The sequence below is a fragment of the Streptomyces sp. NPDC015139 genome (assembly GCF_043079785.1).
In the GTDB taxonomy this organism is placed as follows: domain Bacteria; phylum Actinomycetota; class Actinomycetes; order Streptomycetales; family Streptomycetaceae; genus Streptomyces; species Streptomyces albidocamelliae.
In genome coordinates this window covers 11,972-30,537 of record NZ_JBIBUW010000003.1, presented here as the reverse complement: position 1 = coordinate 30,537, position 18,566 = coordinate 11,972, and the positions used below count along the sequence as shown (strand labels likewise).

Genomic DNA, 18,566 nt, shown 5'->3' with positions numbered 1-18,566 from the left:
CGGCGCCCCCCTCACGACAGGACGGCCGCCACCGCTTCCCCCGGGTAGCGCACCCCGATCCGCTCCCGCACCGCGTCCAGCGTCCGCAGCACGGCCAGCGTGCCCTCCAGCGGCACCAGCGGGGACTCCTTCTCACCCGCCCGCAGAGCCCGCATGACCTCCCTCGCCTCGTGCCGCAGGCTGGTGCGCGGCCCGTCGGCCGGATCGGCGGTGAACTCCTCCGGCTCCCGGCCGTCCCGGTGCAGTACGAAGCGGTCGGGATGGAAGAAGCCGGACGGCACGTCGATCCGGCCCCGGGAGCCGGTCACCGACGCCGTGACCCCCGTACCGCCGGTGATCGAGCAGTGCAGCGTGGCCAGCGCGCCGCTCTCCCAGGACAGCAGCGCACCGGTCTGCAGGTCGACGCCCTCCGCCGACAGCACCGCGCTCGCCGTCACCGCGTCCGGCTCGCCCAGCAGCAACTGCGCGAACGACACCGGGTACACGCCGAGATCCAGCAGTGCCCCGCCCCCCAGCGCCAGGTCCCGCAGCCGGTGGGCCGGAGGGAAGGGCCCCGCCAGCCCGAAGTCCGCCTGCACGGTGCGCACCTCGCCGATCGCCCCGTCGTCCACCAGCGCCTTCAGCCGCCGCACCAGCGGATGGCAGTACATCCACATCGCCTCCATCAGGAAGCGGTCGTGCTCCCGCGCCAGCGCGGCGAGTTCCTCCGCCTCGCGCAGGTTCAGCGTGAACGGCTTCTCGCACAGCACGTTCCGCCCGGCCTCCAGGCAGAGCCCGGCCGCCGCCCGGTGCGCCACGTGCGGGGTGGCGACGTACACCACGTCGATGTCCCCGTCCGCGGCGAGGGACGCCCAGTCGCCGTACGCCCGGGCGACCCCGAACCGGTCCGCGAACGCCTCCGCCGACTCCCGGCTGCGCGAGGCCACCGCCACGATCTCCGCGTCCGGCAGATCCACCAGGTCCGCCGCGAACGCCGCCGCGATCCCGCCCGTCGCCAGGATCCCCCAGCGCACGCTCCGCTCCAGCATGGCCCCGCCCCCACTCCTGTGTGCCTCGTCAGTGTGTGCGAGCTGAGAGCATAGGTGCCCATCGTTCCGGACACCTCGGAGAGGGAGGGGCAGATGCCCGAGCACGCGGCGGCACCCACGCCGGAGACGGAGCACCCACCCACCCCCGCACCGCGGCCGGCCACCACCACCCGCCGCACCGGTCTGCTCGTCACCCTGGTCCTCGGCGGACTCACCGCGACACCCCCGCTCGCGATGGACATGTACCTCCCGTCGCTGCCGGAGGTCACCCGCTCCCTGCACGCGCCCGCCGCCACCGTCCAGCTCACCCTCACCGCCTGCCTGGCCGGCATGGCGCTCGGGCAGCTCGTCGTCGGCCCGATGAGCGACCGCTGGGGCCGCCGCCGCCCGCTGCTCACCGGCCTCGCCGTCTACGTCCTCGCCACCGCGCTGTGCGCCCTCGCCCCGAACGTCGAGACGCTGGTCGCGTTCCGGCTGGCCCAGGGCCTCGCCGGTGCGGCCGGCATCGTCATAGCGCGGGCCGTCGTACGCGATCTCCACGACGGCGCGGCCATGGCACGCTTCTTCTCCACCCTGATGCTGATCTCCGGGGCCGCGCCGATCGTGGCCCCGCTGATCGGCGGCCAGATCCTGCGGGTGACCGACTGGCGGGGCGTGTTCGTCGTCCTCACCGTGGTCGGGGTGCTGCTCGCGGTACTGGTCCGGCTGCGGCTGCCCGAGACGCTGCCGCCCGGCGAACGCCACCGCGGGGGAGTGGGGGAGGCCCTGCGCGCCATGCGCACCCTGCTCGCCGACCTGCCCTTCACCGGCTACATGCTCGCCGGCGGCTTCGCCTTCGCCGCCCTGTTCGCCTACATAAGCGCCTCCCCGTTCGTGATCCAGGAGATCTACGGCGCCTCCCCGCAGACCTTCAGCCTGCTGTTCGGCCTCAACTCGGTCGGCCTGGTGATCGCCGGGCAGATCAACGGCAAGGTGCTGGTCGGCCGGGTCAGCCTGGACAAGGTGCTCGCCGTCGGCCTCACGGTGATCGTGCTGGCCGCGACCGCCCTGCTGCTGATGTCCGCCGGTGTCTTCGGGCGGGCCGGCCTGGTCCCCGTCGCCACCGCGCTCTTCGTCCTGATGTCCGCGATGGGCATCACCCTGCCCAACGCCCAGTCCCTCGCCCTGCTGCGCACCCGGCACGCCGCCGGCTCCGCCTCCGCGCTGCTCGGCACCTCCTCCTTCCTCGTCGGCGCGGTCGCCTCCCCCCTCGTCGGCGTGGCCGGTGAGCACACCGCCGTACCCATGGCGGTGGTCCAGCTTTCGGGAGCACTGGTCGCGGCGGCCTGCTTCGTGGGAATGTGCCGTCCCTGGGGCACGCGTGGGAACACCCGTGCGGGGTCGGAGGGAGACGAGAACTGAGCGCACCGAGACTGCGCGCCGACACAGCGGAACGGGCCGGGCTCGATCCCGTGGAACTCGGGCACCTGGTCGGCGAGGCGCACGCCCTCACCTCCGGAGAGCGCCCCTGGGCGGCCGGCGCCGTCGTGCTGGCCGGCCGCGGCCCCGTGATCGCCGTGGCCGAGGCCGCGGGCTGGGCGGTCCGCTACTCCGCCTACGACCCCGAGACCGACACCGGCGTCGAACTGCCGGCCGCCGCCCGGGTCCCCGTCACCGTCGGCACGCCCTTCGACCTGGCCTCCCTCACCAAACTCTTCACGTCCGTCGCCGCCGTGCAGCAGATCGAGCGCGGCACGCTCGGCATGGACGCCCGGGTCGGCGACTACCTGCCCGACTTCCGGGCCGCCGCCGCCCACGGCGTCACCGTCCGGCAGCTGCTCACCCACACCTCCGGGCTGTGCCCCGAACTCCCGCTGTACGACGGCGCGGACGACGGGGCCAGGCTGGACATGCTGCGCGCGGAGGCACCGTCCGCGCGACCGGGCACCTACCTGTACTCCGACCTGAACATGCTCCTGCTCCAGTTCGTCCTGGAGCGCATCACCGGCCGCGCCCTCGACGTCCTGATCCAGGACGGCATCACCCGGCCCCTCGGCATGACCGCCACCACCTTCGGGCCCTGCCCGGGCGCGGCGGCCACCGAGGACCAGCGCACCCCGTGGGCCAAGGCCGACCGGGGCATGCTGCGGGGTGTCGTCCACGACGAGAACGCCTGGGCGCTCGGCGGGGTCGCCGGGCACGCCGGGCTGTTCTCCACCGCCCGCGACCTGGCCGTGTTCTGCCGGGCCCTGCTCGCGGGCGGCTCCTACGGCCCCGCCCGCATCCTCGGCCCCGACTTCGTGGAGCTGCTCCTCACCCCGCCGGGGCTGGGCTTCGCCGTGGACCAGCCGTGGTTCATGGGGGAGCTCGCCGGCCGGGGCGCGGCCGGCCACACCGGCTTCACCGGCACCTCCCTGGTCCTGGACCCGGAGACCGACACGTTCCTGGTGCTGCTGGCCAACACCGTCCACCCCAGACGCCGGCCGGCGGACAGCGGGCCGCGGGCGGCGCTGGCCACGCGGCTGGCGAGGGCGGTGATCGCCAAGCCGCCGTGCGGCGCGAGCGGCCCGTGAACCACGCGCCCCGTCCGCCGTCCGCACCGGGGCGGGCGGATGCCCGGGCCGGGGAACGCGACCCCCGGCAGGACCTAGAATCGCCGGGTGAACGACCCCCTCCGCACCGCACTGGCCGAGCTGCTCGACGGTCTGCCGTCCAAGGAGGTGGCCGCCGCCGTGGAACGGCTGATCGCCAACTACCGGGGCGACACCCCCACCGACGCGCCGATCCTGCGCGACCGCGCCGACGTGGCCGCGTACGCCGCCTACCGGATGCCCGCCACCTTCGAGGCGGTGCGCTCGGCGCTGGCCGCGTTCGCGGACACGGTGCCGGGCGGGACACCCGGAAGCCACCTCGACGTCGGCGGCGGCACCGGCGCCGCCACCTGGGCCGTCGCCGCCACCTGGCCCGGCGAGCGTGACGTCACCGTGCTGGACTGGGCCGAGCCCGCGCTCGCCCTCGGCCGGGAGATCGCCGCCGCCAACCCGGCCCTGGGGAACGCCCGCTGGCAGCGCGCCCGCATCGGCGCCGGCCTCACCCTGGACCCCGCCGACCTGGTCACCGTGTCGTACGTCCTCAACGAGCTGTCCGCCGCCGACCGCACCGCCCTCGTCGACGCCGCCGCCGGCGCCGCGCAGTCCGTCGTGATCGTCGAGGCGGGCACCCCCGCCGGGTACGCCCGCGTGATCGAGGCCCGCGACCGGCTGATCCAGGCCGGGTTCCGGATCGCCGCCCCCTGCCCGCACAGCGCCGCCTGCCCGATCGAGCCCGGCCGGGACTGGTGCCACTTCTCCGCCCGGGTCGGCCGCTCCTCCCTGCACCGCCAGGTCAAGGGCGGCTCGCTGGCCTACGAGGACGAGAAGTTCTCCTACGTCGCCGCGACCCGGCTGCCCGCCGAGCCTGCCCCCGCCCGGGTGGTCCGGCGCCCGCAGATCCGCAAGGGCCAGGTGCTGCTCGACCTGTGCGAGGCCGAGGAACAGCTGCGCCGTGCCACGGTCACCAAACGCCACGGGGACCTGTACAAGGCGGCCCGGGACGCCGAGTGGGGCGACGCCTGGCCGCCCGCCGGTTCCGCGTCGTAGACCCTCCCGGCTCCTTGTTACTTTCGACCCCATGGTCAAGAAGCCCGCCCCCGACGCCACCCGCCGCAGCGAGAAGTCCCGCCGGGCGATCTACGCCGCCGCCCTCGCCCTGGTCGGCGAGGTCGGCTACCCCAGGACCACCGTCGAGGGCATCGCCGCCCGGGCCGGCGTCGGCAAGCAGACCATCTACCGCTGGTGGGCCTCGAAGGCGGACGTGCTGCTGGAGGCGTTCCTGGACCTCGGCGAGCAGGCGGCACGGGCGGCGGGCCAGGACGCGGACGCCGTCCCGGACACCGGTGACCTCGCCGCCGACCTCAAGGCGGTGCTGCGGGCCACGGTGGACGAGCTCCTCGACCCCCGCTTCGACACCCCGGCGCGTGCGCTGGCCGCCGAGGGGCTCGTCAACGAGCAGCTCGGCCGCGAGTACGTGGCCCGGCTCCTCGAACCCCAGCTCCAGCTGTACGTCGCCCGGCTGCGCTCCGCCCGGGACGCGGGGCAGGTACGGGCCGACGTCGATCCCCGGATCGCACTGGAGCTGTTCGTCTCGCCCCTCGCGCAGCGCTGGCTGCAGCGCACCGGGCCCATCACCCACGCCTACACGGACACCCTGGTCGAGTACGCCCTGCACGGCATCGCGGCGCGCTGACCTCTCCCACCGCCCTGTGAGGCACGTCTCGCCCGCATCCCCCTTATCCGCCCACCCACCCCCCGAAGCACACAAAGGTGGGACCATGAGGCATGCTGTCCGCACACCAGCGAGGCGACGACGAGACCGAGGGGATAGATGAGCGCGACGTTCGGCGGCCGGCCCGGCCGGCAGGGCAGACTCTCCCAGTGGCTGCTCGGCCGGCGCACGAAGGACGACGCCACCGGCGACGGCGGCCGTGAGGCCCTGCTGCTCGCCGCTGCGGCGGCGGGACTGCCCCTGGCGCCCGCCGCGTACCCCGCACCGGGCTACCGCTGCTCCTGCGACCGCGTAGGCTGCCCCACCCCGGCCCGGCACCCGGTGTCGTTCGCCTGGCAGACCCAGTCCACGACCGACCGCGGCCAGATCGAGCGCTGGGCCCGGCACCAGCCGCAGGCCAACTTCATCACCGCCACCGGCATGGTGCACGACGTCCTGGACGTCCCCCTGGAGGCCGGCCGCGAGGCCCTGGAGCGGCTGCTGGGCGCCGGTGTCGAGGTCGGCCCGGTCGCCGAGAGCGACGACGGCCGCATGCTGTTCTTCACCCTCACCCGCGGCACCCCCGAGGACGAGGACGAGTGGTGGCCCTGCGAGCTGGACTGCCACCCGGAGACCATGGACGAGCACCCCGGGCTGCGCTGGCACTGCCGCGGCTCCTACGTCCTCGTACCGCCCGCGCGGCTGCCCGGTGACGACCGGGAGGTGCGCTGGGTGCGCGGTCCGGAGCATCCGCTGCCCGACCCGCTGAGCCTGCTGGAGGTGCTCACCGACGTCGGCGCCCGGTACGCCGGCGCGGCTGCCGACCAGCCGGGCGCGGCCTGGCCGCTGCGCCACTGAGGCACGGCCGCCGGGTCACTCGCCCTCGGCGGCCGTCAGCCCCTGCACCCGCCCCAGCACCTGCACCGGAGCGCTGCCGACCGGGTCCACGGCGACCTGGTTGGCGATGGACTCCAGCGTCAGGGACTGCTTCACCTCGCCCTTGGTCAGGGCTCGCACGTCCTTGTTCGGGGCGGGCACCGCGGCCCCCGCGGCGGCGGTCTGCTTCTCGTAGTGGTGGGTGCTGAAGAACACCAGCGCCCCGCCGTCCGCGGTGCGCAGCGCGAGCGGCGCGTAGGCGCCGTGGGTGAGCGGCTCGTCGATGAACTGCCGTACCAGGCCGGGCCTCTTGGCCGCCTTCCTGCGGTCCGCGCGCAGTCCGCTGGTGTTGCGGCCGTCCGCGAAACCCTTCCCGCCGGTCTGCAGGAACGCCGTGTACGTCCGGCTCAATTCCTGCGGCGGGACGGCCAGCCGCGCGGCGTCCGCCGGCACGGCCTCGGCCCAGCCGTCCCCGTCCGTCGTGAACTTCGGCACGGAACCGGGTGCGGCCAGCGTCAGATACGCCACCCGCCAGCGCTCGCCGAGGCCGTCCCGGGTGAACACCAGCAACCAGCGGAAGTCGCCGCCCTTGTTGCCGCGGGCGTCGGCGACGAACCAGCGGGGCCAGCCGGCCTTCCGGGGAATCGTGAACTTCGCGTCGGTCAGTTTCAGCGGCGTGTGGTTCGCGTTGCCCGAAGGGCTGTTGGCGTGGCCCGCCTTGAGCCGCGCGGCGTCGATGTCGGCCAGGGGGCCGGTGACGTAGGGCGCGTCCAGGGAGCTGTCGTAGGCCTTGTCGGCCTTGTTGTAGGCGTCGGTGAAAGCGGCGAGCGCCTTGGCGGCCTCGGCGCGGGTGGCGGCGGGAAGCCTCACCCGCTCCCCGTGCACCACGACACATCCACTCGCCGTCAGCGACAAAGCGGTCAGCGAGGCCGCTATGAGTGCGTTCCGGCTACGCCTGCGAAGCCGTCGACGGCTGCGTTCCCTGGTCATCGGGCTCCTTCACCTTCCCCTTCCCGGAGGCGAACCCTACCGGGGCGAAGAAGATCGCGAGCGTCGGGACCAGGTACAGCAGCCACACCGTGACCTGGACGACGGTCGGGTCGGGCTGGAAGTTGAGGACGCCCTTGAGCAGTGTGCCGTACCAGCTGTCCGGCGGGATCGTGCCGCTGATGTCGAAGGCCAGCTTGTTGATGCCCGGGATCCAGCCGGCCTCCTGGAGGTCGTGGAAGCCGTACGCCAGCACGCCCGCGGCGACCACGACCAGCATGGCGCCGGTCCAGGTGAAGAACTTGGCCAGGTTGATCTTCAGGGCGCCGCGGTAGAACAGCCAGCCGAGGAGCACCGCGGTGGCGAGGCCGAGGGCCACGCCGACCAGCGGGCGCGGGGTGCCGTCGGAGGCCGCGTGCACCGACGCCCACACGAACAGGGCGGTCTCCAGGCCCTCCCGGCCGACGGCGAGGAACGCGGTGGCGACGAGCGCGCCCGTCCCCATGGCGAGGGCCGCGTCCAGCTTGCCGTGCAGCTCCGACTTCAGGTGCCGGGCGGTGCGCCGCATCCAGAACACCATCCAGGTCACCAGGCCGACGGCGATCACGGACAGCGAGCCGCCGAGCGCCTCCTGCGCCTGGAACGTCAGTTCCTGCGAGCCGAATTCGAGGGCGCAGCCGAAGCCCATCGCGATGGCGATCGCGATGCCGATGCCGATCCAGATCGGCCGCAGGGCGTCCTTGCGGCCGGTCTTGACCAGATAGGCGATCAGGATGCAGACGACGAGCGAGGCCTCCAGCCCCTCGCGCAGACCGATCAGGTAGTTGGAGAACACGGGCTACGCCTCCTTCGAGAACAGCGTGCGGCCCCACCAGTCGCCGGAGTCCCGGACGCCGGGGGGAACCGCGAAGACCGCCGAACCCACGTGCTGGATGTACTCGTTGAGCGCGTCCGTCGCCGACAGCCTGCGCTGCACGGGGATGAAGCCCTTGCGCACGTCGCGCTGGTAGGCGAGGAAGAACAGGCCCGCGTCGAGCCGGCCGAGGCCGTCGGTGCCGTCGGTGAAGGAGTAGCCCCGGCGCAGGATCGTGGCCCCGTCGTTGGAGTCGGGGTGGGCGAGCCGCACGTGCGCGTCCGGCTTCATCGCCTTCAGGAACGGCTCGTCGTGCTCCTTGGCCTTGCCGACGGCGGCGCCCTCGCGCTTGTCCCGCCCGAAGACGTCCTCCTGCTCCTGCAGCGAGGTGCGGTCCCAGGTCTCGATGTTCATCCGGATACGGCGGGCGACCAGGTACGAGCCGCCGGTCATCCAGTCCGCGCCGTCACCCTCGCCGACCCACACGAACTTCTTGAGCCGGTCGGTCTCGGTGCCCGCGATGTTGCGGGTGCCGTCCTTGAAGCCCATCAGGTTGCGCGGGGTCTGCGCGTCGGGGGTGGTCGAGGAGGTCTTGCCGAAGCCCAGCTGCGACCAGCGGACGGCGACCTTGCCGAAGCCGATGCGGGCGAGGTTGCGGATGGCGTGCACGGCGACCTGCGGGTCGTCGGCGCAGGCCTGGACGCACAGGTCGCCGCCGGTGCGGGACCTGTCCAGGTTGTCGCCGGGGAACTGCGGCAGGTCCACCAGGGCCTCGGGGCGCCGGTCGTGCAGACCGAACTTCTCGAAGAAGGAGGGCCCGAAGCCGATGGTGAGGGTCAGCCGGCTGGGCTTGAGGCCCAGGGCCTCGCCGGTGTCGTCCGGGGGCGCCTCGGCGAGCCCGCCGTAGGCGCCGTCGCCGACCGCCTTGCCCGCGGTCATCCGCCGGGCCGCCGCCGTCCAGTCCTTCAGCAGCTGGACGAAGGCGTCGCGGTCGTCGGTCTTCACGTCGAACGTGGCGAAGTGCAGCCGGTCCTGGACGGGGGTGGCGATGCCCGCCTGGTGGGCGCCGTGGAACTCCACCGCGCCGCCGGCCTCGGCCGCCGCCGGGTCCATGTCGTTGCCGGCTTCGGCCATCGCGACCGCACCGCCGGCCACGGCGGCGCCGAGCGCGAGCCCGGCCCCGCCCCAGCCGAGCAGTGCCCGGCGCGAAGGGCTGCCGCCCTGGTTCTCCGTCATCGCTTCGCCCTCCCTGACCCGGTTACTTCACGACCGCCGCGGCGAGCTTGGACAGCGGCTCCGCGAGCGCGTTCACCGAGTCCTGCAGCTCCTTGCGCTGTGCCCCGGTGACCTTGTCGTAGGAGACGAAGTCGTACGAGGTCTTGTCCGCGCGGTACTTGTCCAGCAGGCCGTTCAGCGCCGTGAACTGCTTGTCCAGCTCGCCGGTCAGCGCCGGGTCGTTCTTGGCGACGACGGGCTTCAGCAGCTCGTAGGCCTTCTGCGCGCCCTCGACGTTGCCCTTGAAGTCGACCAGGTCGGTGTGCGAGTAGCGGTCCTCCTCGCCGGTGACCTTGCCGGTGGCGACCTCGTCCAGCAGCTCCTTGGCACCGTTGGCCATGGAGGTCGGGGTGATCTCGGCCTTGCCGACCCGCTTCTGCCAGTCCTTGAGGTCGGTCACGAGCTGGTCGGCGACGGTCTTCTCCTCGGCGCCGATCTTCTTGTCCTGCCAGAGGGCCTTCTCCAGCCGGTGCCAGCCGGTCCACTTCTGGCCCTTCTCCAGGCCGTCGGCGCGGGTGTCGGTCTTCGGGTCGATGTCACCGAAGGACTCGGCGACCGGCTCGGTGCGCTCCCAGCCCAGACGCGAGGGGGCGTAGGCCTTCTTGGCGGCCTCCAGGTCGCCGGCCTTGATCGCCTCGGCGAACTTCTCGGCGAGCGGCACGGTCTGGTCGGCCTGGTCCTGGGCGTACTGGCGGTAGCCGGCGACGGCCTGGTCGAGCTTGGGGTCGCGCTTCGCGGTCTTGCCGGAGCCGGTCACGGTCAGCTTCTGCCGGACGCCGTGGCCCTTCATGCCGGGGCGGCAGGCGATCTTGTACGAACCGGCCTTCACCTCGGCGGTCAGCGTGTACTTGGTGCCGGGGCCGATGTTCTCCTTCTCGGAGACGATCCGGTCGTCGGGGAAGACGATCTCGACCTCGGTGGCCTTGGACCCCTTGTTCTCTATCTTCAGCGTGACGTGCCCGGCCGGCACGGTCTTGCTGGAGGTCTCGCACTTGCTGTCCGCGGCGGTGACCTGGATGGCGTCGCCGTCCTTGGCGTCGCTCTTGGCGGTGCAGGCCGAGAGGGCGGTCAGAGCGGCCGTGGTGACGGCGGCGGTGACGGTCAGTCGGACGGCTCGCATGCAGGCTCCAAGAGGATCTGATTCGGTGAGGCTGCCCTAACTTACATGAGGCTTACCTCACCACTACCCATGCGGGTGGTGATTCAGCTCTCACGGAAAAATCACCGACACGGCGCCCGCGGGCCACGATGTTTGAATGCACCGGTGACTGACTACGACGTACTCCGCGTCTTCTGCGGACCGAACGGCGGCTACGGCAACGAGCTGGGCGTCGTCCGCGACGGCTCGGTGCTGCCCGAGCGGGGGGACCGGCAGGAGCTGGCCGCCAAGCTCGGCTTCAGCGAGACCGTGTTCGTGGACGACCCCGAGCGCGGGCTGATCGACATCTACACCCCCACGCTGCGCCTGCCCTTCGCCGGTCACCCCTGCGTCGGCACCGCCTGGCTGCTCGACGTGCCCGAACTGGTCACCCCCGCGGGAGTGGTCGGGGCCCGTCTCGACGGCGAGTTCAGCTGGATCGAGGCCCGCGCGGAGTGGGCCCCGCCGCGCACCCTGCGCCGGTACGCGAGCGCCGCCGAGGTCGACGCGCTCGACGTGCCGCCACCGGGGGAGTGGCTCTACGCCTGGGCCTGGGAGGACGAGGCGGCCGGCCGGGTCCGCGCCCGCGCCTTCCCCGGCCGGGACGACGGCATCGACGAGGACGAGGCGACCGGCGCCGCCGCCCTGCTGCTCACCGACCGGCTCGGCCGGGCGCTGAACATCACCCAGGGCAGGGGCTCGCAGATCCTCACCGCTCCCCAGCCGCACGGCTGGATCGAGGTCGGCGGCCGGGTCCACCTGGAGCGCTGACCGGCGCCGGCGCCCGGGTGATCGTGCGGGGCTCCGTTCGGGTGGACCAGCGTGTGCGCGCCGTGTCGAACGGGGACCTCTGGGCTTGACCACATAGCCTCCCCGAGAGGAGCACCATGCGCATCCGTTCTGTCCTGGCCGCGACCGTCCTCGCCGCCGCCCTTGCCGCCACCGGCGCGACGGCCGCCGGCGCCGCCGGCCTCGACACCCCGGAAGACGACGACGCCGTCTGCAGCCCGTACGCCGGCGAACTCACCTCCGCCACCAACCACGTGGCCTGGAGCGGCGCCCACTGCAGCGACTACCTGCGCTGACCCGGGCCCGGCCCCCCCTCCCACGCGCCCTTCGCGCCGAGGGGGGCCCGGTCGCTCCCGGCCGGACGGCGGCTCACGCGGACAGCGTGAACTCCTCGCCCAGGGCCCGGAAGACGGCGGTGTTCAGCGCGAACGCCCGCCTGCACTCGCCCACGACCCGCTGCCGCTCCAGGTCGTCCACCCCTATCGCGTCCAGCAGCTCCCGGTAACCGCGCTTGAACGCCGCCGGGTTGGCGATCTCCTCGAAGACGTAGAAGCGGACGCCGTCGCCCTTTCTGGCGAACCCCCAGGTCTTCTCCGCCCGGTCACGGATGATCTGACCGCCCGACAGGTCGCCCAGGTAGCGCGTGTAGTGGTGGGCGACGTAACCGCCGGGCCAGCGCTCCGCGCACTCGCGCACCCGGTCCGCGTACGCCCGCGTCGCCGGCAGGGCGCTCAGGCCCGCCCGCCACCCGGGGCCGCGCAGATGCGCCAGGTCCCGCTCCAGCGCGGGCAGCCGCAGCAGTTCCGGCCGGACGAACGGCCCGGCCACCGCGTCGGCCGTCAGGTGCTCGGCCGCGCTCTCCAGCGCCTCGTAGACGAACCAGAGCTGCTCGGTGTAGCGGGCGTACGCGTCCACGCCGAGCCGGCCGCCCAGCAGGTCGCTCATGAACGTCGAGTTCTCCGCCTCCACGTGCTGTGCGTGCGACGCGGTGCGGATGAGGGACGAGAAGGAGTCCATGAGCACATCCTCTAAGGTAAGGCTTACCTAAGTCAATCGTTCCCGACCTCGTGTCGGTAACTTTGCCGACAGTGTGTCGGTAAAAGCGTACAAGAGAAGGCCCGCCCCCGGCAGGGAGCGGGCTCCGCCCGGGTCGGGCCGGGCCGGGGACCGGGTCGGGTCAGGGGAGGGTCAGGATCTCCGCGCCCGTCTCCGTCACCACCAGCGTGTGCTCGAACTGGGCCGTCCGCCTGCGGTCCTTCGTCACGACCGTCCAGCCGTCGTCCCACATGTCGTACTCGTAGGAGCCCAGGGTGAGCATCGGCTCGATCGTGAACGTCATGCCCGGCTGCATGACCGTCGTGGCGTGCGGGCTGTCGTAGTGCGGGACGATCAGCCCCGAGTGGAAGGACGAGTTGATGCCGTGACCGGTGAAGTCACGGACGACGCCGTAACCGAAACGCTTGGCGTACGACTCGATGACCCGGCCGATGATGTTGATCTGCCGGCCGGGCTTCACGGCCTTGATCGCGCGGTCGAGGGACTCGCGGGTGCGCTCCACCAGCAGCCGGGACTCGTCGTCCACGTCGCCGACGAGATAGGTGGCGTTGTTGTCGCCGTGCACACCGCCGATGTACGCGGTCACGTCCAGGTTGACGATGTCACCGTCCCGCAGGACCGTCGAGTCCGGGATGCCGTGGCAGATGACCTCGTTCACCGAGGTGCACAGCGACTTCGGGAAACCGCGGTAGCCGAGCGTGGACGGGTAGGCCCCGTGGTCGCACATGTAGTCGTGGGCGACCTTGTCCAGCTGGTCCGTGGTGACGCCCGGCGCGATGATCCTGGCGGCCTCCTCCATCGCCCGCGCGGCGATGCGGCCCGCGGTCCGCATGGCCTCCACGGTCTCCGGGGTCTGCACCTCCGGCCCGGTGTACGGCGTCGGCGCGGGCTTGCCGACGTACTCGGGCCGGCGGATGTTTCCGGGCACGGAACGGGTGGGGGACAGCTCCCCTGGTACGAGCAGCGACTGGCCAGACATGCCAGCGAGTCTATCCAGCGGACATGGGGGAACATGTCGGTGGCGAGAGGAGCTGTCCATGGCCCTGTTCAAGAAGCGCACCGCCGGCAAGCCGGGCGAGTGGTACTACTGCCTGGAGCACAAGAAGGTCGAGGAGGGCCCGGACTGCCCGGGCAAGGACCGCTTCGGGCCGTACACCAGCCCGGAGGAGGCGCGGCACGCGATGGAGACCGCCGCCGAGCGCAACCTGCAGTGGGAGAACGACCCGCGGTGGCACGACGCCTCCGCCGGGGGGAACGCCGACGAGAGCTGATCCCGGGCCGCCCGTCCGCCCGCCCGTCCGGGGTGGCGGACGGGCGCCGATCACACCTCGGCGGCGGCGCGCCGCTCGCGCATCCGTACGGCGTGGGCGTTGGTCCGCGCGTCGTAGGACATGAGGCCGGGCAGGCCGAGCGCCAGCAGGCCCATCACGCCCGCGCAGGCCAGTCCGCCGGACCACACCGACGCCCGCACCCCGGCCCAGGCGGCGAGCCCACCCGCCCGCACCTGACCCAGCTGCGGGCCGACCGAGTACGAGAGCAGTTCGATCCCGGCGAGCCGGCCGCGCAGCTCGTCCGGGATCGTCTGGTTCCACATGGCCGCCCGGAAGACCCCGCTCACCATGTCGAAGCCGCCGCCCACGGTGAGGAGGAGCAGGACGAGCCAGACGTTGCCGCAGACCCCGGCCGCGGCGACCGCCAGCCCCCAGCCGGCCGCCGAGAGCACCACCATGCGCCCGTGCCGGTGCACCCGTGAGGTCCAGCCGCTGGTCAGGCTGACCACCAGGGCCCCGGCCGGCAGGGCGGCGTACATCAGCCCGAGCGACCACTCGGCGTGCAGTTCGTCGGCGAGGAACGGCAGCACGGCGAGCGGCATGGCCAGGAACATCGCCGCCAGGTCGACGACGTAGGTGCCGAGGAGTTCCTTGCGGCTCCACGCGTACCGGGCGCCCTCCGCGACGGCCCGCAGATTCGGCTTCGCCGCCTCGTGGGAGGCGGGGGAGGGCGCGATCCGCAGGATGAACGCCAGCGACACGGCGAACGTCAGGAGATCGGCCGCGTACGCCCAGCCCAGGCCCGCGTAGGCGACGACCACACCCGCGAGCGCCGGTCCGGCGACCCCGCCGACGGTCCAGCGCAGCGAGTTCAGCGAGGCGGCGGCCGGCATGTCGTCGTGGGCGACGATCCGGGGCCACAGCGAGTCCAGGGCGGGGCGCTGGACGGAGACCAGCGCGGAGGAGAGCGCGGCGACCGCGTACAGCGGCCACACCGCGGGCCCCGGGAGCAGGGCGTTGACCAGCAGGACCGCGCTGAGCAGGCCCTGGCCCAGCTCCGTCCACACGATGAGCCCGCGCTTGTCGAGGGCGTCGGCGAGCGCGCCGCCGTAGAGCCCGCACACGACGAGCGGCAGCAGTTCCACGGCGCCGACCGCACCCACGGCCGCCGCGGACCCCGTGAGCTCCTTCAACTGGACGGGGAGCGCGACGAAGGTCAGGAAACTGCCGAAATTGCTGATCAGCCCGGACTTCCAGAGCCGCCGGAAGTCCGCGGAGGCCTTCCAGGGGGACAGATCGGGGAGGAGAGCTCGGGTCACCGGTGCATGCTCGGCCGACCGGGACCGCCGGGCAACCGCTTTTTCCCCGCACCGGGGCCCGGGACCGTCACCAGGGGGCGGGCGGCGGGGCCGTCAGGATCTCCGCCAACCGCGACAGCCGGTCGCGCAGGCCCCGGCCGGGCCGCGGGGAGCCCGCGTTCTCGCCCGCCGCCGCGCTGACCAGGTGCTGCACGGTGTCCAGGTCCAGTTCCGCGCCCTCCGGCACGGCCAGCGTGTCGTGCGCCATCGCCGCGAGCTCGCCGCCGCCCGCGCCCAGCGCCAGCACCGTCACCCCGGCCCGCCGGGCGTCGTGCACCCGCTCCAGCAGCGCGGCCGGCTCCTCGGGTGCCACGACCAGCAGGGTCTCCCCGCGCCGCGCCGCCGCGATCCGGCCCGGCCCGACCGCCAGGTGCGCGGGGTCCGACGGACGTGCGCGCTGGCGCACGAGCGTGGGCGCCAGCTCGGGCGTGCCCGACCAGGCCGCCTCGTCCACCAGGTGCGCCGCCAGGTGCCAGGGCTCGTGGTCGGGCGTGCCCACCAGCAGCAGCCCACCGCCGTGCGCGACCACCGATCCGCGCAGCACCCCCGCGAACCGCCGGGTGGCGCCCAGCCACTCGGTTCCGGCCAGCACTTCCCGCAGCAACGCGACCCGTACGGCGTCCATGTGACCGCATACTGCCGCAACCGGCCATTCGTGACGCGGAGTTCACCCCGAATTCGCCCGACCCGGGGATGGGGGACGGACCGTTGCCGTACCTATGAGGAGCCGTCCGATGACCGACGTGACCGTCCCCTTCCGCGCGGGCCGCGAGGGATACGCGAGCTTCCGCATCCCCGCGGTCGTCGCCACCGGCGCCGGGACCCTCCTCGCCTTCTGCGAGGGCCGTGTGGACTCCGCCGCCGACCACGGGCACATCGACATCGTGCTGAAGCGCTCCACCGACGGCGGCCGCACCTGGGGCCCGTTGCGGGTCGCCGCGAGCAACGGCCGGAACCTCGCCGGCAACCCCGCTCCGGTCGTCCTGGACACCGGCCGCGTCCTGCTCGTGCACGTCCGGGCCGCGGCCGGCGCCACCGAGGCCGCCATCCTGCGCGGACAGGTGAAGGACGCCGACGGACGCCGGGTCTGGGTGCGGCACAGCGACGACGACGGCGTCACCTGGTCCGCGCCCAGGGAGATCACCGCCCGTGTGAAGAAGCCCGGCTGGCGCTGGTACGCCACCACCCCCGGGCACGCGCTCCAGCTGCGTTCCGGCCGCGTCCTCGTCCCGGCCAACCACACCCTGCCGCCCACCGGCACCGACACCGGCGCGGAGGCGAAGTACAACAGCGGCCACTGCCTGCTCAGCGACGACCGCGGCGCGAGCTGGTACCTCGGCTACCTGGACGAGAACACCGACGGCTACGTCAACGTCAACGAGACCACCGCCGCCGAACTCCCCGACGGCCGTGTCTACTTCAACACCCGCAACGACTCTCCCGCGCCCGGCAACCGCGCCGACGCCCACTCCCGGGACGGCGGCAGGACCCTCGTCAAGCCCTTCCGTCCGCAGGCCGGCCTCGCCGCCCCGGTCTGCGAGGCCTCCGTCCTCCAGCTCCGCGACCCCGACCTGCTGCTGTTCTCCGGCCCGGCCGACCCCGCCGCCCGCGCCCTGATGACCCTGCGCGCCTCCACCGACGGCGGCACCACCTGGCGCCCGGCGCTCACCGTCGACGGGCTGCCCGCCGCCTACTCCGACCTGGTCCGCGTCGACCGGGACACGGTCGGGCTCCTGTACGAGACGGGAGACTTCGGCGCCTACGAGACGATCACCTTCCGCCGGGTCCCCGTGCACCGGCTGACCTGACCCGGTACGGGCCCGGACGCGGACGTAGAGTCGGGCCCATGACCTCTAGCGACAGCGCACAGAAGGCCCCCGCCAAGGACCCCTGGGACCTGCCCGACGTCTCCGGGTACGTCGTCGGCGTGCTGGGCGGCACCGGACCGCAGGGCAAGGGCCTCGCGTTCCGGCTCGCCCGGGCCGGCCAGAAGGTGATCATCGGCTCCCGGGCCGCCGAGCGCGCCCGGGCCGCCGCCGACGAGCTCGGCCACGGTGTCGAGGGCGCCGACAACGCCGAGACCGCGCGCCGCAGCGACATCGTGATCGTCGCCGTGCCGTGGGACGGCCACGGCGACACCCTGAAGTCGCTGCGCGAGGAGCTGGCCGGCAAGCTCGTCGTGGACTGCGTCAACCCGCTCGGCTTCGACAAGAAGGGCGCCTACGCGCTCAAGCCGGAGGAGGGCAGCGCCGCCGAGCAGGCCGCGGCCCTGCTGCCGGACTCGCGGGTCGCCGCCGCCTTCCACCACCTGTCGGCCGTCCTGCTCCAGGACCCGGAGATCGAGCGGATCGACACCGACGTGATGGTGCTCGGCGAGGAGCGCGCCGACGTGGAGATCGTGCAGGCGCTCGCCGGGCGCGTCCCCGGCATGCGCGGCGTCTTCGCGGGCCGGCTGCGCAACGCCCACCAGGTCGAGTCGCTGGTGGCCAACCTGATCTCCGTCAACCGCCGGTACAAGGCGCACGCCGGGCTCCGCGTCACCGACGTGTGAGCCACGGGCGGGGCATCGGGGGGCATGGGGGACACTGGTCGTCGAAGCAGTGTCCCCCGCAAGGAGCCGAGCCCCATGCCCCGCATCGCCCTCTACACCCTCGCCGTCTGCGTCCTGGCCGTGGCCGCGGCGGTCGTCTCGTTCGTCCAGGGCAGCTGGCTGGGGATCGTCTGGGTGCTGCTGGCGGGCCTGTCGTCCAACATGACCTGGTACTACGTGAAGCGGGGCCGGGCCGGTGGGCAGGGCGGCTCGGTCACCCGCTGAGCGTGCAGATCTCCGGGGTGCCCTGCCAGAAGCGGTAGAGCTCCTGCCCGCAGTACTGGTCGAGCACGTCGATGCCCAGCCCGCGCAGGATCGTGTCGATCACGTCGAAGAACGCGCTGTTGACCGACGGCACCCACAGCAGCGCGAACACGAACAGCAGACCGAACGGCGCGAACGGCTCCACCTGCCGCTTCACCTGGTACGAGAGCCACGGCTCGATCACGCCGTAGCCGTCCAGGCCCGGGACCGGCAGGAAGTTCAGGATCGCCGCCGTCACCTGGAGCAGCGCGAGGAACGCCAGCGCGTACCGGAACTCGCGCGGGACGCCGTCCAGCGCGTGCAGCCAGAACGGCGCCGTGCACACCACCGCGAACAGGACGTTCGTCAGCGGGCCCGCCGCCGAGATCAGGCTGTGCCGCCAGCGGCCCCGGATGCGGCCGCGCTCGATGAACACCGCACCGCCCGGCAGACCGATACCGCCCATGATCACGAACAGCACCGGCAGCACGATGCTCAGCAGCGCGTGCGTGTACTTCAGCGGGTTCAGCGTGAGGTAGCCCTTCGCGCCGACCGTGATGTCCCCGCTGTGCAGGGCCGTGCGCGCGTGCGCGTACTCGTGCAGGCACAGGGAGACGATCCAGGCCGCGGTCACGAACAGGAACACCGCGATGCCCGGCTGCGCGGCGAACCCCGTCCACGTGGCCCAGCCGGTCACCGCCGTCACGGCCAGGATCCCCACGAACACGGGGCTGACCCGTCGCTCGCCGTGGCGGGTGGTGGCGGTGGTCATGGGAGCTCCTGTCCGGGCGGGGACGATCGGGGACTGCGACCGTACCGGC

Annotated in this window: 21 protein-coding genes; 11 read left to right on the top strand and 10 right to left on the bottom strand. The window is 73.1% G+C overall.

All coding sequences use genetic code 11. The features are described from left to right. Positions 1 to 11 precede the first annotated feature (11 nt). Complete coding sequence (locus tag ACF08B_RS08895; protein ID WP_392316732.1) at positions 12 to 1,028, bottom strand: Gfo/Idh/MocA family protein; 1,017 nt, start codon at positions 1,026 to 1,028, stop codon at positions 12 to 14. 93 nt (positions 1,029 to 1,121) lie between these two features. On the opposite strand from ACF08B_RS08895, the gene ACF08B_RS08890 reads away from it, so the two are divergent. The 5 genes from ACF08B_RS08890 (at position 1,122) to ACF08B_RS08870 (ending at position 6,167) form a co-directional block, all read left to right on the top strand. Then, entirely contained in the window at positions 1,122 to 2,429 is a 1,308-nt protein-coding gene (locus ACF08B_RS08890; protein WP_392316731.1) for a multidrug effflux MFS transporter, read from the top strand. After that, complete coding sequence (locus ACF08B_RS08885) at positions 2,369 to 3,580, top strand: serine hydrolase domain-containing protein (protein WP_392316730.1); 1,212 nt, start codon at positions 2,369 to 2,371, stop codon at positions 3,578 to 3,580. Before ACF08B_RS08890 ends, ACF08B_RS08885 begins: the two co-directional genes overlap by 61 nt. Positions 3,581 to 3,667: 87 nt before the next feature. Further along, complete coding sequence (locus ACF08B_RS08880) at positions 3,668 to 4,645, top strand: small ribosomal subunit Rsm22 family protein (protein WP_392316729.1); 978 nt, start codon at positions 3,668 to 3,670, stop codon at positions 4,643 to 4,645. Between the two features lie 31 nt (positions 4,646 to 4,676). Further along, the gene (locus tag ACF08B_RS08875) at positions 4,677 to 5,291 is read left to right on the top strand and encodes a TetR/AcrR family transcriptional regulator (RefSeq protein ID WP_392316728.1); all 615 of its coding nucleotides are present in this window, start codon (positions 4,677 to 4,679) and stop codon (positions 5,289 to 5,291) included. Between the two features lie 138 nt (positions 5,292 to 5,429). Further along, positions 5,430 to 6,167: a bifunctional DNA primase/polymerase gene (locus tag ACF08B_RS08870; protein WP_392316727.1), complete on the top strand. Its 738-nt coding sequence runs from the start codon at positions 5,430 to 5,432 to the stop codon at positions 6,165 to 6,167. Between the two features lie 15 nt (positions 6,168 to 6,182). Here the strand turns inward: ACF08B_RS08870 and ACF08B_RS08865 are convergent, their stop codons facing one another. Genes ACF08B_RS08865 through efeO form a run of 4 tightly spaced genes read right to left on the bottom strand, consistent with a single transcriptional unit; the run spans position 6,183 to position 10,420 of the window. Further along, the gene (locus ACF08B_RS08865) at positions 6,183 to 7,175 is read right to left on the bottom strand and encodes a hypothetical protein (protein WP_392316726.1); all 993 of its coding nucleotides are present in this window, start codon (positions 7,173 to 7,175) and stop codon (positions 6,183 to 6,185) included. Then, a complete protein-coding gene (gene efeU, locus ACF08B_RS08860) occupies positions 7,135 to 8,007 on the bottom strand; it encodes an iron uptake transporter permease EfeU (RefSeq protein ID WP_392161935.1) in 873 nt (290 codons plus the stop codon). Before efeU ends, ACF08B_RS08865 begins: the two co-directional genes overlap by 41 nt. A gap of 3 nt (positions 8,008 to 8,010) precedes the next feature. Further along, complete coding sequence (gene efeB, locus ACF08B_RS08855; RefSeq protein ID WP_392316725.1) at positions 8,011 to 9,261, bottom strand: iron uptake transporter deferrochelatase/peroxidase subunit; 1,251 nt, start codon at positions 9,259 to 9,261, stop codon at positions 8,011 to 8,013. Between the two features lie 22 nt (positions 9,262 to 9,283). Then, on the bottom strand, positions 9,284 to 10,420 hold the full coding sequence (gene efeO, locus ACF08B_RS08850; protein ID WP_392316724.1) for an iron uptake system protein EfeO: 1,137 nt from the start codon (positions 10,418 to 10,420) through the stop codon (positions 9,284 to 9,286). Between the two features lie 144 nt (positions 10,421 to 10,564). Here efeO and ACF08B_RS08845 point away from each other — a divergent pair, with 144 nt between their 5' ends. Together ACF08B_RS08845 and ACF08B_RS08840 are read left to right on the top strand one after the other, a co-directional pair. Further along, entirely contained in the window at positions 10,565 to 11,209 is a 645-nt protein-coding gene (locus tag ACF08B_RS08845) for a PhzF family phenazine biosynthesis protein (RefSeq protein ID WP_093478101.1), read from the top strand. A 116-nt stretch (positions 11,210 to 11,325) separates the two neighbouring features. Beyond that, positions 11,326 to 11,523 carry a hypothetical protein gene (locus ACF08B_RS08840; protein WP_392316723.1) on the top strand — a complete coding sequence of 66 codons (198 nt, stop codon included), beginning with the start codon at positions 11,326 to 11,328 and terminating at the stop codon, positions 11,521 to 11,523. Between the two features lie 73 nt (positions 11,524 to 11,596). On the opposite strand, the gene ACF08B_RS08835 is transcribed toward ACF08B_RS08840, so the two are convergent. Then, entirely contained in the window at positions 11,597 to 12,244 is a 648-nt protein-coding gene (locus ACF08B_RS08835) for a heme oxygenase (biliverdin-producing) (RefSeq protein ID WP_392316722.1), read from the bottom strand. Between the two features lie 160 nt (positions 12,245 to 12,404). After that, complete coding sequence (gene map, locus ACF08B_RS08830; RefSeq protein WP_392316721.1) at positions 12,405 to 13,262, bottom strand: type I methionyl aminopeptidase; 858 nt, start codon at positions 13,260 to 13,262, stop codon at positions 12,405 to 12,407. A 58-nt stretch (positions 13,263 to 13,320) separates the two neighbouring features. Here map and ACF08B_RS08825 point away from each other — a divergent pair, with 58 nt between their 5' ends. Continuing rightward, a complete protein-coding gene (locus ACF08B_RS08825) occupies positions 13,321 to 13,554 on the top strand; it encodes a hypothetical protein (RefSeq protein ID WP_392316720.1) in 234 nt (77 codons plus the stop codon). A gap of 50 nt (positions 13,555 to 13,604) precedes the next feature. Here the strand turns inward: ACF08B_RS08825 and ACF08B_RS08820 are convergent, their stop codons facing one another. Beyond that, positions 13,605 to 14,873: an MFS transporter gene (locus tag ACF08B_RS08820; RefSeq protein WP_392316719.1), complete on the bottom strand. Its 1,269-nt coding sequence runs from the start codon at positions 14,871 to 14,873 to the stop codon at positions 13,605 to 13,607. A gap of 67 nt (positions 14,874 to 14,940) precedes the next feature. Continuing rightward, on the bottom strand, positions 14,941 to 15,537 hold the full coding sequence (locus ACF08B_RS08815) for a hypothetical protein (protein ID WP_392316718.1): 597 nt from the start codon (positions 15,535 to 15,537) through the stop codon (positions 14,941 to 14,943). 109 nt (positions 15,538 to 15,646) lie between these two features. Between ACF08B_RS08815 and ACF08B_RS08810 the strand changes: the two genes are divergently transcribed. The 3 genes from ACF08B_RS08810 to ACF08B_RS08800 are packed head-to-tail and all read left to right on the top strand — an operon-like array spanning position 15,647 to position 17,727. Continuing rightward, a complete protein-coding gene (locus tag ACF08B_RS08810; RefSeq protein ID WP_392316717.1) occupies positions 15,647 to 16,720 on the top strand; it encodes an exo-alpha-sialidase in 1,074 nt (357 codons plus the stop codon). 38 nt (positions 16,721 to 16,758) lie between these two features. Beyond that, positions 16,759 to 17,463: an NADPH-dependent F420 reductase gene (npdG, locus tag ACF08B_RS08805; RefSeq protein WP_392316716.1), complete on the top strand. Its 705-nt coding sequence runs from the start codon at positions 16,759 to 16,761 to the stop codon at positions 17,461 to 17,463. A gap of 24 nt (positions 17,464 to 17,487) precedes the next feature. Next, on the top strand, positions 17,488 to 17,727 hold the full coding sequence (locus ACF08B_RS08800) for a hypothetical protein (protein ID WP_392316715.1): 240 nt from the start codon (positions 17,488 to 17,490) through the stop codon (positions 17,725 to 17,727). On the opposite strand, the gene ACF08B_RS08795 is transcribed toward ACF08B_RS08800, so the two are convergent. Then, the gene (locus ACF08B_RS08795; RefSeq protein WP_392316714.1) at positions 17,717 to 18,517 is read right to left on the bottom strand and encodes a site-2 protease family protein; all 801 of its coding nucleotides are present in this window, start codon (positions 18,515 to 18,517) and stop codon (positions 17,717 to 17,719) included. The two genes, ACF08B_RS08800 and ACF08B_RS08795, sit on opposite strands and share 11 nt — an antisense overlap. Positions 18,518 to 18,566: the final 49 nt, after the last annotated feature.

Bases quoted from the DNA above. Each gene is read 5' to 3' on its own strand.
- ACF08B_RS08895 (WP_392316732.1), bottom strand. From the start codon at position 1,028: ATGCTGGAGCGGAGCGTGCGCTGGGGGATCCTGGCGACGGGCGGGATC.
- ACF08B_RS08890 (WP_392316731.1), top strand. From the start codon at position 1,122: ATGCCCGAGCACGCGGCGGCACCCACGCCGGAGACGGAGCACCCACCC.
- ACF08B_RS08875 (WP_392316728.1), top strand. From the start codon at position 4,677: ATGGTCAAGAAGCCCGCCCCCGACGCCACCCGCCGCAGCGAGAAGTCC.
- ACF08B_RS08870 (WP_392316727.1), top strand. From the start codon at position 5,430: ATGAGCGCGACGTTCGGCGGCCGGCCCGGCCGGCAGGGCAGACTCTCC.
- ACF08B_RS08865 (WP_392316726.1), bottom strand. From the start codon at position 7,175: ATGACCAGGGAACGCAGCCGTCGACGGCTTCGCAGGCGTAGCCGGAAC.
- efeB (WP_392316725.1), bottom strand. From the start codon at position 9,261: ATGACGGAGAACCAGGGCGGCAGCCCTTCGCGCCGGGCACTGCTCGGC.
- efeO (WP_392316724.1), bottom strand. From the start codon at position 10,420: ATGCGAGCCGTCCGACTGACCGTCACCGCCGCCGTCACCACGGCCGCT.
- ACF08B_RS08840 (WP_392316723.1), top strand. From the start codon at position 11,326: ATGCGCATCCGTTCTGTCCTGGCCGCGACCGTCCTCGCCGCCGCCCTT.
- ACF08B_RS08835 (WP_392316722.1), bottom strand. From the start codon at position 12,244: ATGGACTCCTTCTCGTCCCTCATCCGCACCGCGTCGCACGCACAGCAC.
- map (WP_392316721.1), bottom strand. From the start codon at position 13,262: ATGTCTGGCCAGTCGCTGCTCGTACCAGGGGAGCTGTCCCCCACCCGT.
- ACF08B_RS08825 (WP_392316720.1), top strand. From the start codon at position 13,321: ATGGCCCTGTTCAAGAAGCGCACCGCCGGCAAGCCGGGCGAGTGGTAC.
- ACF08B_RS08815 (WP_392316718.1), bottom strand. From the start codon at position 15,537: ATGGACGCCGTACGGGTCGCGTTGCTGCGGGAAGTGCTGGCCGGAACC.
- ACF08B_RS08810 (WP_392316717.1), top strand. From the start codon at position 15,647: ATGACCGACGTGACCGTCCCCTTCCGCGCGGGCCGCGAGGGATACGCG.
- npdG (WP_392316716.1), top strand. From the start codon at position 16,759: ATGACCTCTAGCGACAGCGCACAGAAGGCCCCCGCCAAGGACCCCTGG.
- ACF08B_RS08800 (WP_392316715.1), top strand. From the start codon at position 17,488: ATGGGGGACACTGGTCGTCGAAGCAGTGTCCCCCGCAAGGAGCCGAGC.
- ACF08B_RS08795 (WP_392316714.1), bottom strand. From the start codon at position 18,517: ATGACCACCGCCACCACCCGCCACGGCGAGCGACGGGTCAGCCCCGTG.